This window comes from Streptomyces sp. NPDC050704 (assembly GCF_040654355.1).
Lineage (GTDB): Bacteria > Actinomycetota > Actinomycetes > Streptomycetales > Streptomycetaceae > Streptomyces.
Map to the genome: position 1 here is coordinate 197,266 of NZ_JBFAHW010000001.1, position 14,949 is coordinate 212,214.

Consider the following 14,949-nt stretch of genomic DNA (forward strand, 5'->3'; position numbering starts at 1 on the left):
ATTCGGCAACGATGGAGAAGCGTGTGATGACGGACAGTAAGCGGCGCAAGGGCCTGACGGTCGCGTCCGCACTGCTCGGCGGGGTGCTGGTGCTCTCTGCGTGCAGCGGAGGCGGCGACAGCGCCAAGGGCGGGGACGACGGGGGTGACGGCACCTCACAGGCGAAGGTCGACGAGGCCGCCGCCAAGAAGACCTCCGAGGCGCAGATCAAGATCACGCCCAAGGACGGCACCGACAACGCCTCCATCAACAACGACGCGGCCGTCGCCGTGACCAAGGGCACGCTGACCGACGTGACCATGGAGACGGCGTCCGGCACGGCCGTGGAAGGCCAGATATCCGCGGACAAGAAGAGCTGGAAGCCCGCCGCCCAGCTCGAACGCGCCACCACCTACAAGGTCGCCGTGACGGCCAAGGACTCTGAGGGGCGTGCGGCCCACGAGAACGCGTCGTTCACGACGGTCTCCCCGGCCAACAGCTTCATCGGCAACTTCACGCCGGAGGACGGCTCCACCGTCGGCGTCGGCATGCCGGTGTCGATCAACTTCGACAAGGCGATCACCAACAAGGCCGATGTGCAGAAGGGGATCACCGTCTCCTCCACCAGCGGTCAGGAGGTCGTCGGCCACTGGTTCAACGCCAACCGGATCGACTTCCGCCCCGAGGACTACTGGAAGGGCGGCTCCACCGTCACCCTCAAGCTGAACCTCGACGGCGTCGAGGGCGCGAGCGGCGTGTACGGCGTGCAGCAGAAGACGGTCACCTTCAAGATCGGCCGCAACCAGGTCTCGATCGTCGACGCCAAGACCAAGACCATGAAGGTCACGCAGGACGGCAAGACGATCAGGACCATCCCGATCTCCGCCGGTTCGCCCGAGAACAAGACGTACCAGGGCCAGATGGTGATCTCCGAGAAGTTCAAGGAGACCCGGATGAACGGCGCGACCGTGGGCTTCACGGACGACGACGGCAAGGGCGAGTACGACATCAAGGACGTACCGAACGCGATGCGTCTGTCGAGCTCCGGCACGTTCATCCACGGCAACTACTGGGGCGAGAAGTCCATCTTCGGCAGCGTCAACACCAGCCACGGCTGCGTGGGCCTGTCGGACACGAAGGGCGCCAACGACCCGAACACCCCGGGTGGCTGGTTCTTCAGCAACTCGATCATCGGTGACGTCGTGGACGTCCGGAACACCGGCGACAAGACCATCGCCCCGGACAACGGCCTCAACGGCTGGAACCTGGACTGGGCGGCCTGGAAGGCCGGTTCGGCGGCCTGACCGACCGAACTCCTCTCGTCCCGAAGGCGGTTGCTCGTACGAGCGACCGCCTTCGGCGTTGTCACAGGGGTCTCAGCGGAGAACCGGTCCACACAGGAGAAGTTCCGCTGCGTCAATTCTCGACTCTTACCTCACTATTGAGCACGTGTTGACCCCCCGGCATACTGAGTATTCCGGGGGGTTACGCACGACCATGCGTACGGGACTGCCCCCTGCCGGGTGAACGGAGTTCAGCCGGATCTCATCTCCAGGGGGAGACTTGAGCAGACAAGTGAAGAGAGCGTGCGTGGCCACGATCGCCACGGCGGCAGCCGTGGCCCTGGCGGCGGGCATGACCAGCCCGGCGTCGGCGGAGGCGGGGGCAGGGACAGCAGCGACAGGGGCGGAAGCGGAGCCCGCGGTCGCCGGAGCGGCCGCACGGACCGCGCCCAAGCACCACATCACCCTGATCACCGGCGACCGGGTGATCGTCGACGCCAAGGGCCGCGTCGTCGGCCTGGACCGGGCCAAGGGCCGCGAGGACATCCCGGTCCAGATCCGCAAGGCCGACGGCCACACCCTGGTCATCCCGGCCGACGCGGCACGGCTGATAGCCGGCGGCAAACTCGACCGACGGCTGTTCGACATCACCGAGTTGAACAAGGCCGCGACCCGCAAGGCACAGCAGCAGGGCCTCAAGCTGATCATCGGCTACCAGGGGACGGCCGCGGCGGCGAAGGCGGACGTACGCGACGCAGGCAAGGTCCGCCGGACCCTCAAGTCCCTCAACGCCGATGCCGTGCTGGCGCCGAAGGACGACGCGGCCGACCTGTGGTCCGCGGTCACCGACGACCGGAGCGGCGGCGCGAAGGCCGCGTCCGGCGTCGCCCACATCTGGCTCGACGGAGTCCGCAAGGCCAGCCTCGACAAGTCCGTCAAGCAGATCGGCGCCGACAAGGCGTGGGCCGCCGGGTACGACGGCAAGGGCGTCAAGATCGCCGTCCTGGACACGGGTGTCGACGCGACCCACCCGGACCTCAAGGACCAGGTCGTCGCGGCGAAGAACTTCTCCACCGCCGCCACCACGGCCGACAAGTACGGCCACGGCACGCACGTCGCGTCCATCGCCGCCGGTACGGGCGCCAAGTCGGCGGGCAAGTACAAGGGCGTCGCCCCGGGGGCCGAGCTCCTCAACGGCAAGGTCCTCGGCGACGACGGATCCGGCGACGACTCGGGCATCATCGCGGGCATGGACTGGGCCGCCGAACAGGGCGCCGACATCATCAACCTCAGCCTGGGCGGCGGCGACACCCCCGAGGTGGACCCGATGGAAGCCCAGGTCAACAAACTGTCCAAGGAAAAGGGCATCCTCTTCGCGATCGCCGCCGGCAACTCCGGCGAGTTCGGCGAGCAGACGGTCGGCTCACCGGGCAGCGCGGCCGAAGCGCTCACCGTGGGCGCCGTCGACGACAAGGACAAGCTGGCCCCCTTCTCCAGCACAGGACCCGGCCTCGACGGCGCCATCAAGCCCGACGTGACCGCGCCCGGCGTGGACACCACAGCCGCCTCGGCCGCGGGCAGCGTCATCGCCCAGGAGGTCGGCGAGAAGCCGGCCGGCTACCTGACCATCTCGGGTACGTCGATGGCGACCCCGCATGTCGCGGGCGCGGCGGCGATCCTCAAGCAGCAGCACCCGGAGTGGACGTACACCGAGCTCAAGGGCGCGCTGGCCGGCTCCACGAAGGGCGGCAAGTACACGCCGTTCCAGCAGGGTTCGGGCCGTATCCAGGTCGACAAGGCCATCAAGCAGACCGTGATCTCCACCCCGGTCTCCGCGAGCTTCGGCGTCCAGCAGTGGCCGCACACGGACGACACCCCGGAGACCAAGAAGGTCACGTACAAGAACCTCGGCACGACCGACGTCACGCTGAACCTCGCGGTGACGGCCACCAACCCGAAGGGCCAGGCCGCCCCGGCCGGCTTCTTCACCCTCGGCGCCAAGACGCTGACCGTCCCGGCGGGCGGCGAGGCCTCCGCCGACCTGACGGTCAACTCCAGGCTGGGCGGCACGGTCGACGGCGCGTACTCCGCGTACGTGACCGCGACGGGCGGCGGCCAGACCGTGCGCACGGCCGCGGCGGTGCAGCGCGAGGTGGAGTCGTACGACGTCACCCTCAAGCACATCGGGCGTGACGGTCAGCCGGCGCCGGGCTACCTCACCGACCTGTTCGGCTACGCCGGCCTGGGCAAGGACCGGAGCTTCACCGCGCCGGAAGGCTCCGGCACGGTGACCATGCGCGTCCCCAAGGGCACGTACCTGCTGGACGCCTGGGTGGCGAAGGACCTGGAGACCTTCGAGGGCGGCCTCGACTGGCTGCTCCAGCCCAAGCTGAGCGTCACCAAGAACGTCTCGGTGACCCTGGACGCCCGTAAGACCAAGGCGGCGAACATCACGGTGCCGGACGCCGGGGCGAAGCCGCTCTCCGCGATGGTCTCGTACCTGTACGAACCCGCGGGCTTCGGGCTCGGTACCGGCCTCGGCTCGTTCGCCGACCTGCGCGTGGCACACCTCGGCGCCGACGTCACCGGTCTGACCCAGACCTGGGGCGGCCAGTGGACCAAGGGCGCGAACGCCGAGTACGACGCGGCGACCACGGCCAAGGTCAAGAGGTTCCAGGGCGACAAGGTCCGGCACTTCAAGGCGAGCGAGTTCGCCACGGTGAAGAACAACCTCGGTTCCTCGACCGCGGGCAAGACCGGTGGGCTCGTCCCGATCGGCGAGTTCCCCGAGGACTACACCTTCGGCGTCGCCTTCGAGCAGAAGCTGCCGGGAGCCCGGACCCTGCACGTGTCGACGGGCGAGAAGATCAAGTGGGGCCTCGAGTTCGAGCAGTACGGCGGCAGGGACGCGGATGGTTTCCCGATCCTCGAAGCCTTCTACACGCTGGGCAACCCGCAGACCTTCAAGGCGGGCAAGAAGTACGAGAAGACGTTCAACACGGCCGTCTTCGGCCCGCGCGTCAGCTCGGACTACAGCCTCTACCGCGAGGGCGACTACATCTACGGCTCCCTGCCGCTGTTCGCCGACGGCAAGACGCACGCGGGCCAGTCGCTCTTCTCCTCGGTGAACACGACGCTGTACCGCAACGGCACCAAGGTCGGCTCGAACGACGACCCGCTGATCGGCATGAAGGCGTTCACGGTCCCGGCCGGCGACGCCGAGTACAGGCTGACCACCTCGGTCAAGCGCAGCGCCGAGGTCGCGGCGGCCTCCATCCGCATCGACGCCAGTTGGACGTTCCGCTCCAAGAAGGTCACCGCGGCCAACCTGCCCACCTCGACGGTCCGCTTCAACGCGGCCGTCGGCCTGGACGGCAAGGTCACGGCCGGCAAGAAGGTCTCCGTCCCGGTCACCGTGCAGGGCTCGGCAGCCGGCCGGAACCTCAAGTCGCTGGCGGTGTACGTGTCGTACGACTACGGCAAGACCTGGAAGAAGGTCACCGTCAAGAACGGCAAGATCGAGGTGAAGAACCCGGCCAAGGGCAAGGGCATCTCGTTCCACGCCAAGATCGCCGACAAGAAGGGCAACAAGTCGACGCTCTCGATCTACAACGCCTACTACGGCAAGTGAGCCGTTAGCGAAAGCCCCGCCGGAGGTACAGCCTCCGGCGGGGCTTCCGTGTTTCTGTGGGCGGATGACCGCAGAGACCGTCGAATACATCCGGTACCGCATTCCCGAAGAGCAGTCCGCGGAGTTCCTGTCCGCCTACACCCGTGCCGCGGCCCTGCTGGCGGCGGCGCCGCAGTGTGTCGACTACGAACTGGCCCGCTGCGAAGAGGACTTCGAGCACTTCGTGCTCCGCATCACCTGGACGTCGACCGAGGACCACATGGCGGGCTTCCGCGAGTCGGAGCTGTTCCCGGACTTCCTCGCCGAGATCCGTCCGTACATCCCCAGCATCCAGGAGATGCGCCACTACAAGCCGACGACGGTACGGGGCACGGGCGCGTCCGTGCCGACGCTGTACGCGTGGGCGGGCGGCGCCGAGGGCTTCGCGCGGCTCACCGAGGTCTTCTACGACAAGGTGCTCAAGGACGACGTCCTCGCACCGGTCTTCGCGGGCCTCGCGCCCGAGCACGCGTCCCATGTCGCGCTGTGGCTCGGGGAGGTCTTCGGCGGTCCGGCGGCGTACTCCGAGACGCAGGGCGGGCACGGGCACATGGTCGCCAAGCACCTCGGCCGGAACATCACGGAGGTGCAGCGGCGTCGCTGGGTGAACCTGCTCCAGGACGCGGCGGACGAGGCGGGGCTGCCGACGGATGCCGAGTTCCGCTCGGCGTTCGTTGCTTATGCGGAGTGGGGGACGCGGTTGGCGGTGTACTTCTCCGGTCCCGACGCGGTGCCTCCGGCGGAGCAGCCGGTACCTAAGTGGACGTGGGGAGCGGCTCCGCCGTACCAGCCGTGACGGACCTTTGGGGTGCGTTGTCGGGTGCGGGTTCGTTGTGGCTGGTCGCGCAGTTCCCCGCGCCCCTGAAAGGCGGGGCTGCGCCCCAGCCTTTCAGCCTACGGCGCCGCCGTGCCAGCTCGGGTTGCGTCTCTGCCCCAGCTGGCCAGCAAGCGGAGCGCTTCCGCCGATGGGGAACCCGGCTCGGCGTGGTACGTGACCATCGACTGTTCGTCGTCGTCGAGGAGGCGGAACGACTCGAAGGACAGGTTCAGCTCACCGACCAGCGGATGCCGCAGCCGCTTGACCCCGTGGTTCTTCTCCTTGACGTCGTGCGTGGCCCACAGCCGCCGGAACTCCTCGCTCTTCACGGAGAGCTCCCCGACGAGCGCCGACAGACGCGGATCGTCCGGATGGCAGCCCGCGTCCATGCGCAGGAAACTCACGATGTCGTACGCCTTCTGGTCCCACTCCACGAACAGGTCGCGGTACTCGGGCTTGAGGAACACCATCCGCGCCCAGTTCCGCTCCTGAGCCGGCATCTCCGCCCAGTCGCCGAAGACGGCCGCGGCCATCCGGTTCCAGACGAGGATCTCCGAACGCCGCCCCACGACGTACGCGGGCACACTGTCGAAGGTGTCGATCAGCTCCCGCAACGCCACCCGCACCTGCTGCGGCCGCGTCGACGGCCTCTTCTTGTGCTGCTTCGGCTTCGCGAGATGCGTGAGATGCGCGTGCTCGGCCCCGGTCAGCCGCAGGGCGCGCGCGATCGCGTCGAGCACCTCCGCCGACACGTTCCGCCCGTTGCCCTGCTCAAGGCGCGTGTAGTACGCCACGGACACCCCGGCCAGCTGCGCCAGCTCCTCGCGGCGCAGCCCCGGTACCCGGCGGTGCCGCCCGAAGTCCGGCAGCCCCACGTCCTCCGGCTTGAGCCGGGCCCGGCGGCTGCGCAGGAACTCGCTGAGCTCGGCGCGCCGGTCCAGCGGGTGTCCCGCGTCGCCCGCGGACTCCTGAGAGGGCTGCTTTTCCATACGTTCAGTATTCACGGTCGTACGCATACGAACCTGCCCCCGCCAGTAGTAGGACCAGGGGACATACGCAGAGCGGTGACCTGGGTGGCAGCCAGGTCGTGGGGCAAGCTGGACGCGCACCCGGCCGGAAGGCGGACCGGGCGCGGAACCACTCCTTAGGAGAACCCCCGGCATGACCACTGGTACGACTGACGGCACGACCACTGTCGCCGCATACGCCGCCCCCGCCGCCAAGGCACCGCTCGAGCGCACGACCATCGAGCGCCGCCCGGTCGGCGAGCACGACGTCCTCATCGACATCAAGTTCGCGGGCATCTGCCACTCGGACATCCACCAGGCCCGCGAGGGCTGGGGCGAGGCCATCTTCCCGATGGTCCCCGGCCACGAGATCGCCGGCATCGTCACCGAGGTCGGCTCCGGAGTGAGCAAGTTCACCGTCGGTGACCGGGTGGGCGTCGGCTGCATGGTCGACTCCTGCCGCGAGTGCGAGAACTGCCGGGCGGGCCTGGAGCAGTACTGCGTCAAGGGCAACGTCGGCACGTACAACGCCCTCGACAAGAACGGCGAGCCGACCTACGGCGGCTACTCCACACACATCGTCGTCGACGAGAACTACACCGTCCGCATCCCCGAGGGCCTGTCCCTCGACGAGGCCGCACCGCTCCTCTGCGCCGGCATCACCACGTACTCCCCGCTCAAGCACTGGAACGCAGGACCCGGCAAGAAGGTCGCCATCCTCGGCATGGGCGGCCTCGGCCACATGGGCGTCAAGATCGCGCACGGCCTGGGCGCCGAGGTCACGGTCCTCTCCCAGTCACTCCGCAAGCAGGACGACGGCCTGAAGCTGGGCGCCGACCACTACTACGCGACCAGCGACCCGAAGACCTTCGAGGAGCTGCGCGGCACGTTCGACATCATCCTGTCCACGGTCTCCGCTCCGCTCGACCTGGACGTCTTCCTGTCCCTCCTCAAGACGGACGGCGCCTTCGTGAACGTGGGCGCGCCCGAGGAGCCGGTCGCGCTCAACCTGTTCTCCGTCATCGCCGGCCGCAAGACCCTTGCCGGGTCCGGCATCGGTGGCATCCAGGAGACCCAGGAGATGCTCGACTTCTGTGCCGAGCACGGCTTTGGTGCCGAGATCGAGCTGATCAGTGCGGCTGAGATCAACGAGGCGTACGAGCGGGTGCTGGCCAGTGATGTGCGGTACCGGTTTGTGATCGACACCGCGACCATTTAGCTCCGCCGGTTCGCTCCGCTGGTTGGGCGGATTTTGGCTGCGGGTTCGTTGGGGCTGGGCGCGCAGTTCCCCGCGCCCCTGGAGGACGGGGCTGCGCCCCTGTCCTCCTCGCGCCCCTAGGGGGCGGGGCTGCGCCCCTGCCCTCTGGGGCCGGAAAGGAGCCATAGCAAGTATGGGCCGCCCACCAAGGCTGTTAGTGCCCCCACTGGGATTTCCAGTGGGGGCATCAGTGCGCGGGCGGCCAGGTCCGCCGTTACCAGGACCACCGCGCCTGTCAACGCTGAAGCGATCAGCGGGAGTTGAGGGGTGCGGGTCAGGCGGCGGGCCAGTTGGGGGGCGGTGAGGGCGATGAAGCCGATCGGGCCCGCCGCGCCTGTGGCGGTCGCCGCCAGGACCACGCCCAGGACGGTCAGGGCGAGTTGCGTCCGGTGCACCCGGACGCCGAGCGCGGCGGCCGTGTCGGAGTCCAGGCCGAGCGGTCGCAGTGCCCGGCTCGCCCAGACCAGGGCGGGCAGGGAGAGGAGCAGTACCCAGCCGAGGGGGCCCGCCTGCTCCCAGCCGCGCCCGTTGAGGCTGCCGGTGAGCCACAGCTTGACCTGCTCGGCGGCGGCCAACTCGCTCTCGGTGAGATAGAGCTGGACGACGGCGGAGAGGGCGACACCGATCCCGACCCCGGTCAGCACGAACCGGCTCGGCTGCATACCGTGCCGCCAGGCCAGTACGTACACGAGCGCGGCGGCCGCGAGACCGCCCGCGACCGAGACCGCCGGGAGCGCGCCGGGGGAGGCGACCGTGCCGGTGGCGAGCGCCAGCACCGTCGCGGCGGCGGCGCCGTGTCCGACGCCGATGACGTCCGGACTGGCCAGCGGGTTGCGCGTCACGGTCTGTACGAGCGCCCCCGAGAGCCCCAGCGCGGCCCCGACCATCGCTCCGAGCACGATCCTCGGGACGCGCAGCTCGCCGACGATCAGCTCGTACGGGCCGCCGTGGCCGCGCAGGACCCGCCAGACCTCGTCCGGCGCGATGTACGTCTGCCCGACGCACGCCGAGAGCAGCATGACGCCCGCGAGGAGCAGGACGAGAACGCCCGCGACGGCCGCCGAGCGCCGGTGCAGGAGGAGGGAGAGGGAGGGGAGGAGGGAGGGGGAGGAGGAGGAACGGCGACGGAGGCGGAGTACGGAGAGTCCGGCCGAGCGGGGGTACGTGGGCGGCTGTGGAGGAGAGGGCGTCGGGGAGGGTGACGTCACGAGGCCGCCCCCTTTCGGCGTACGAGCACGACCAGCACCGGCACGCCCACGAGGGCCGTCATCACCCCGGCCGGTACCTCCGCCGGCGCCCGGATCACCCGTCCCGCCACGTCCGCCGCGAGCAGCAGGGCCGCTCCGAGGAGGGCGGCGAGCGGGAGGCTCCAGCGGTGGCCGCCCGAGACCAGGCGGCGGGCCAGGTGCGGTACGGCGAGGCCGATGAAGGCGATCGGTCCGGCGGCGGCCACCGCGGCGGCGGTCAGAACGGTGGCACCGAGCGCCGCGCAGACCCGTACGAGCTGGACCTTGTGGCCCAGCGCACGCGCGGTGTCGTCGCCGAGGGCGAGTGCGTCCAGGCCGCGCGCGCAGCCGAGCACCAGCAGGGCGCCGCCGACGAGGAAGGGCAGCATCTGCGCGACCGTCCCCGCGTCGCGCCCGCTCAACGCGCCCACCTGCCAGAACCTGAACTGGTCGAGAGTCGCCGAACTGGTCGTCAGGACCACGGTCGTGCCGCCCGCCACCATCGCGGACAGCGCGGTCCCGGCGAGCGCCAGTTTGACCGGCGAGGCCCCGCCCCGGCCTCGCGCGGCGATGGAGTACACCAGGCAGGCGGCGGCGACGGCACCGGCGAAGGCGTACCAGACGTATCCGCCGAACCCGTTCGCAAGACCGCCCGAGATGGCGAACACCACGCCGGCCGCGGCCCCCTGGCTCAGTCCGAGGATGCCCGGATCGGCCAGCGGGTTGCGGGTGACGGCCTGCAACGCCGCCCCCGCGAGCCCGAGCGCGGCCCCGGCGGCGAGCCCGACCTCGGTCCGCGGCAGCCGCAGCGACCGTACGACCAGCGCGTCCCGTGAGCCGCCGCCGTGCAGCAGTGCGTCGAGCACGGCGGACAACGGCACCGGGCGGGTGCCGACGGCGAGGCTGAGGGCGACGGCGACGAGGGTGAGGAGGAGGGCGGCGGCCAGCCAGCCCGTACGTACCGTCGTTGTGCGTGCGGTCACGTACTTGGTCCGCTCGCGTTCACGTGCCTACTTGCCCAGTGACTCGGTGAGCTGCTTCACGACCAGGTCGGCGGCGGTGGGGCCCGCGTTGAGGTACCAGGGGTCGTCGTCGACCTTGACGGCGTGCTTGGCCCCGACCGCCTTCATCGACTTCCACAGCGGTCCGGCGAGCACGCTCCCGGCGTCCGTCTTTCCCTCGTCCCCCTGCACGGAGTAGAAGATCCAGTCCCCGTCCGCGACGTCGATGCTCTCCGCTCCGATGTCCTGCGAAATCGCCTTGAACTGCTGCGACTTGGGCCGCCCGAGCCCCATGTCGACGGCGATCGACCCGGTGAAGGAGGAGACGCCGAACATCCGCGTCCGGTCGGGCGTGAACCGCACCATGGAGACGGCGGTGTCCTTCCCGTCGACCCGCTCACCCGCCGCGGCGGCCTCCTCGGCGTGCTGGTCGAGCAGCTCCCGCGCCTGCTCGCCCTTGCCGAGGGCGTCGCCGACGAGCAGCAGGTCCCGCTTCCAGTTGATGCCGTTGCCCGCGGTGATCACGGTCGGGGCGATCTTCGACAGCTTGGGGTAGAGGTCACCGAGCGAGTCGTTGGCGAGGATGAGGTCGGGCTTGGCGGTGGCGAGCGTTTCGAGGTTGGGTGCGGCCCGGGTGCCCGAGTCGGTCATCCCCGCGAGCTGCTTCTTGTACTGGGGGAAGGCGTCGGCGAGATAGCCGGGGACGAGACCGGCGTTGTCGGCACGGGTGGTGGCGGCCGGTACGACTCCCAGGGTGAGGAGGTCGTCGAGCTGCCCGGTGCTGAGCACGGCTATCCGCTTGGGCGCCGAGTCGATCTCCGTCTTGCCCTTGAAGTGGCTGACGGTACGGGGAAACGTCCCGTCGGCGGCCTTCGTACCCATGCCGTCGGCCAGGGCGCTGGGTGCGGCGGCGGGGCCTTCGGAGGCGCCGGCGACGAGGTTGCGGTCGCTCTTGCCGCCACCCTCGTTCTCACCGCCGCCGGAACTCCCCGAACTCCCCGAACTCCCGGAGGACGAGCATCCGGCCACGAGACCGCCGACGACCGACATGGCCAGAACGGCCTTCAACGCCAACGCGCGCACGACTTGCTCCGATGCTCGGTTTCTCAGTTCACTCAGCCACTCTGGCCCCCCTAGGCAAGGCTTACCTTACCCGTCGTATCTGTGCGGGCTCCGAGTGGCTGGCGAGGGGCTGCCTCAGTGCCTCGCGGGCGCATAGCGTGGAAGGGGCACGGAGAGGTCCTGGGGCGCCGCCGGCCGAGCCGGGGTCGCCGCCGAGCGGCCGAGCCGGGTCACTGCCGGCCGGCCGAGTCCGAGGTCACTGCCGACCCGCCGAGGAGGTACGCCCGATGACCGTCGAGCTGAACCACACGATCGTCGCCGCCCACGACAAGAAGGCCTCGGCCCATTTCTTCGCCGACATCCTGGGCCTGGAAGTGAGCCCGCAGTACGGCCCCTTCATCCCGGTCCCGATCCCCAACGGCGTCACGCTCGACTACATGGACGCGACCGGCTCCATCCCGCCGCAGCACTACGCGTTCCTGGTCTCGGAGTCCGACTTCGACACGATCTTCGCCCGCATCCGGGACGCCGGTCTCACCTACTGGGCGGACCCGGGCCACCGCCGCGCCAACGAGATCAACACGAACGACGGGGGCCGGGGCACGTACTTCGAGGACCCGAACGGACACAGCTTGGAGATTCTTACTCGGCCTTATGGGAGTGGGGGCGGGGCGTAGGTGTAGGCGTAGGCGTAGGCGGTACGTGACCGGTCCCGGGCCGCCGGTCTCCGGTCCTCGGGGCTCCGGGACTTCGGGACTTCGGGTCTCCGGCCCTCAGGCGACTCGGCGGGCCGACTCCAGGGCCGTGGCCGTGGCCGATGCCGATGCCGATGCTGAGGCCGGGGCCGTGGTTCGGCTGAGCGGTGGTCAGTTCTGGGCGGTCGGCCGGACGACGATCTCGTTCACGTCGACGGCGGCGGGCTGCTCGATCGCGAACGCGATGGCCCGGGCGATCGCGTCCGGCGGGATCGCGATCTGCCGGAGGCCCATGATCTGCGTCCGGACCGCCTGATTCGTCGATGCCTCGGTGAAGTCGGTGTCGACCACGCCGGGCGAGACGGTGCTCACCCGCAGGGAGTCGCCGGCCTCCTGGCGCAGGCCTTCGCAGATGGCGCGGACCGCGATCTTCGTACCGGCGTAGACCGCCATGGCCGGCACGACGCGAAACGCGGCCGTGGAGGCGATGGTGATGAAGTGCCCGGTGCCCTGCGCCCGGAAGACCGGCAGCGCGGCGCCGATTCCGTGCAGTACGCCTTTGATGTTGACGTCGACCATCTGGTCCCACTCGTCGACGCGCAGGTCGTCGAGGGGTGAGATGGCTCCGGACCCGGCGTTGCTGACCAGCACGTCGAGCCGGCCGAATCGCTCACCGGCCAGCGCGACCAGGGCGTGCAGGTCGTCCCGGCGGGTCACGTCCGTGCGGGTCTGCACGGCCGAGCCGCCCGCCTTCTCGATCCGGGCCACCAGATCCGCGAGGCGCTCGGAGCGGCGCGCACCCAGGACGAGCCGCGCGCCCCGCTCGGCGAGCAGCAGGGCGGTCGCCTCGCCGATGCCGCTGCCGGCTCCCGTGATCGCCACGACCTTGCCGTCGATTCCCGACATGATGTCTTCCTTCTTCTCACTCGTCACCGGGCCGGCGAATGCCCGGAACCCGTCCGCGCATCGGGGCCACCCGTGCCACCTGTGCCATCCGGTGCGCGGACATCAGTCTGCGATGGCCTTAGCCTGGTATCCAGAGCGTGTTTATTCTGGAACCAGGGGTGCCATCCACTGTGCCGAAACAGCCCGGTCAACGCCGTGAGCTGAGTGCTTTCCTGCGCAGCCGCAGAGAGCGGATCACGCCCGACCAGGTCGGCCTGCCGCAGACCGGCCGACGCCGGACCCCGGGCCTGCGCCGGGAGGAGCTCGCCCTGCTCGCCGGGATGAGTGCCACCTGGTACACGTACCTGGAGCAGGGCCGGGACATCCGCGCCTCGGACCAGGTGCTCGACGCCCTCGCCTCGGCGCTGCGGCTCGACCGGCACGAGCGCGGACACCTCTTCCGGCTCGCCGGTCACGCGACCGCGGCCGAGGCCGAGCAACCCGAGCCGCTCCCCGCCGAGGTGGCGGCCGTCCCGCTCCTGCTCCAGCCGCACCCGGCGTACATCATCGACGGCAACTACGACGTGCTCAGCCACAACCCGGCGGCCGCCGAGCTGTTCCCGAACCTCACCGCGGCGGCAGCAGCAGCGGACCGGCCGGCGAACTTCGCCCGCTGGGTGTTCCTCGACCCCGCGGCCCGGGACTTCCTGGTCGACTGGGAGCCGGAGGCGCGCGGCCTGCTCGCCCGACTGCGGACGCATTCCGGACGCCATCCAGGCGACCCGCGCTACACCCGGCTGATCGACGAGTTGCACGAGGGCAGCCCGGAAGTACGGGCCTGGTGGCCGCGGTACGACGTGCAGGAGCAGCGCGGCGGACGGAAACGGCTGCGGTGCCCGGGACGCGGGGTGGTCGACTACGCGTTCACCGCGTTCCACCTGGCCGAACAGCCGGAACAGACGCTGGTGGTCTATTCCGACGACCGGGAACCGGCGGGCTGAGGCGCGGCCTCGACGAGGTCGCGCCCCTTTGGCCCTGTCTCCTGTCTGCCCCTACTGGGTGCCGTTGGCGGCGAACGTCCACACGGCGTGGCTGCCCGGGCCGACGACGAGCTTCGAGTGACCGATCTGTTCCACGTGTTGGTCCTTCACGGGCCGGTTGAGCGAGAACTCGACGCGCTGCAACCCCGCCCGGTCGCGCGGGACGGTTTCGAACCGCATCGTGGTGCCGCCGCGCTCCGCGACGACGCCCCCGCCTGCCACGGTCCGGACGGAGAACCCGCCGGCCCGCAGCAGCGGCACGGTGTCGGCGAGGTCGCTTTCGGTGACCGCGAAGCGGACAGAGGTCACGTCACGCATCAGACGGTTCTGGTAGCTGTCGGTCAGGTAGCGCTCCCGGCCGACGTCACCGGGAAAACTCGGCGGCTCGGAGTTGCTGCGCGGGTCGGCGAAGTACTCCGGCCGGTACTCCATCGCCCAGGCGCCGAAGGCGTCGCTCTCGCTGGTGGTGAGGATGGCGTCGAACCACGGCACGCGGACGCCGTCCCCGAAGTCACGCGTCTGGAAGAACTCGACGGGGTCGGCGACACCCTCGTCCTTCAGCCGCTCGGTGACCGTCCCCAGGTCTCCCGCACGCTCGGTCGACACGCCGAGGCCGGTGGAGCCGAGGGTGCCCTCCGGGCCGGCGATGTCACCGACTCCGAACAGTTCGACGTAGGTCTCGCGGCCCAACAGGTAGCGGCCGGTCCAGGTCTGTCCGTCGGCACCGGTCGTGGTGTTGACATGGAAGTTGGCGAAGTCCCGCAGGTAGGCGGAGTGCTCGATGGCGTCGGCGGTCTCCCGGTCGACGACTCCGTAGGAGTGGTTGTAGAACAGCAGCTGCCGGTCGTGCGACGACCGGCTCCCCTCGGCCTGCGCCGTCACCGCACCACCCCCGACCGCACAGGCGAGGGCGACAGCGAGCACGATGATCATCCGTAATGTCCGACGAATCAGCATGTCGGGGATCGTAGGACAGGAAGACCACAGCCGCCGTTCGTTTCGAACGAGGTCGAAACGAACGGCACT

The 14,949-nt window shown here is 69.8% G+C and carries 12 protein-coding genes; 6 read left to right on the forward strand and 6 right to left on the reverse strand.

Going from position 1 to position 14,949, the window contains the following annotated elements; all coding sequences use genetic code 11:
* Positions 1–26: 26 nt before the first annotated feature.
* The 3 genes from AB0I18_RS00870 to AB0I18_RS00880 all read left to right on the forward strand — a co-directional run bounded on the left by AB0I18_RS00870 (position 27) and on the right by AB0I18_RS00880 (position 5,728).
* Positions 27–1,283: an Ig-like domain-containing protein gene (locus AB0I18_RS00870; protein WP_363103167.1), complete on the forward strand. Its 1,257-nt coding sequence runs from the start codon at positions 27–29 to the stop codon at positions 1,281–1,283.
* Between the two features lie 259 nt (positions 1,284–1,542).
* Positions 1,543–4,893, forward strand: a complete 3,351-nt coding sequence (locus AB0I18_RS00875) for a S8 family serine peptidase (protein WP_363103168.1) — start codon at positions 1,543–1,545, stop codon at positions 4,891–4,893.
* A 64-nt stretch (positions 4,894–4,957) separates the two neighbouring features.
* Complete coding sequence (locus AB0I18_RS00880) at positions 4,958–5,728, forward strand: antibiotic biosynthesis monooxygenase (protein ID WP_363103169.1); 771 nt, start codon at positions 4,958–4,960, stop codon at positions 5,726–5,728.
* A gap of 98 nt (positions 5,729–5,826) precedes the next feature.
* Here AB0I18_RS00880 and AB0I18_RS00885 read toward each other — a convergent pair whose 3' ends face one another.
* The gene (locus AB0I18_RS00885) at positions 5,827–6,738 is read right to left on the reverse strand and encodes a helix-turn-helix transcriptional regulator (RefSeq protein ID WP_363103170.1); all 912 of its coding nucleotides are present in this window, start codon (positions 6,736–6,738) and stop codon (positions 5,827–5,829) included.
* A 172-nt stretch (positions 6,739–6,910) separates the two neighbouring features.
* On the opposite strand from AB0I18_RS00885, the gene AB0I18_RS00890 reads away from it, so the two are divergent.
* Entirely contained in the window at positions 6,911–7,975 is a 1,065-nt protein-coding gene (locus AB0I18_RS00890; RefSeq protein ID WP_363103171.1) for an NAD(P)-dependent alcohol dehydrogenase, read from the forward strand.
* A gap of 116 nt (positions 7,976–8,091) precedes the next feature.
* Here the strand turns inward: AB0I18_RS00890 and AB0I18_RS00895 are convergent, their stop codons facing one another.
* From AB0I18_RS00895 to AB0I18_RS00905, 3 genes are all read right to left on the reverse strand, one after another.
* Complete coding sequence (locus AB0I18_RS00895; RefSeq protein WP_363103206.1) at positions 8,092–9,090, reverse strand: iron ABC transporter permease; 999 nt, start codon at positions 9,088–9,090, stop codon at positions 8,092–8,094.
* A gap of 128 nt (positions 9,091–9,218) precedes the next feature.
* Positions 9,219–10,223, reverse strand: coding sequence for an iron ABC transporter permease (locus AB0I18_RS00900; protein WP_363103172.1), 1,005 nt, complete (start codon positions 10,221–10,223; stop codon positions 9,219–9,221).
* A 27-nt stretch (positions 10,224–10,250) separates the two neighbouring features.
* On the reverse strand, positions 10,251–11,324 hold the full coding sequence (locus AB0I18_RS00905; RefSeq protein ID WP_363103173.1) for an iron-siderophore ABC transporter substrate-binding protein: 1,074 nt from the start codon (positions 11,322–11,324) through the stop codon (positions 10,251–10,253).
* Between the two features lie 266 nt (positions 11,325–11,590).
* Here AB0I18_RS00905 and AB0I18_RS00910 point away from each other — a divergent pair, with 266 nt between their 5' ends.
* On the forward strand, positions 11,591–11,980 hold the full coding sequence (locus tag AB0I18_RS00910) for a VOC family protein (protein ID WP_363103174.1): 390 nt from the start codon (positions 11,591–11,593) through the stop codon (positions 11,978–11,980).
* Between the two features lie 189 nt (positions 11,981–12,169).
* Here the strand turns inward: AB0I18_RS00910 and AB0I18_RS00915 are convergent, their stop codons facing one another.
* The gene (locus AB0I18_RS00915; protein WP_363103175.1) at positions 12,170–12,904 is read right to left on the reverse strand and encodes an SDR family oxidoreductase; all 735 of its coding nucleotides are present in this window, start codon (positions 12,902–12,904) and stop codon (positions 12,170–12,172) included.
* 170 nt (positions 12,905–13,074) lie between these two features.
* Here AB0I18_RS00915 and AB0I18_RS00920 point away from each other — a divergent pair, with 170 nt between their 5' ends.
* Positions 13,075–13,884 (forward strand): helix-turn-helix transcriptional regulator, encoded by an 810-nt coding sequence (locus tag AB0I18_RS00920; protein ID WP_363103176.1) that lies wholly within the window; start codon positions 13,075–13,077, stop codon positions 13,882–13,884.
* A 51-nt stretch (positions 13,885–13,935) separates the two neighbouring features.
* On the opposite strand, the gene AB0I18_RS00925 is transcribed toward AB0I18_RS00920, so the two are convergent.
* Positions 13,936–14,856, reverse strand: a complete 921-nt coding sequence (locus AB0I18_RS00925; RefSeq protein ID WP_363103177.1) for a DUF5829 family protein — start codon at positions 14,854–14,856, stop codon at positions 13,936–13,938.
* Between the last annotated feature and the right edge of the window lie 93 nt (positions 14,857–14,949).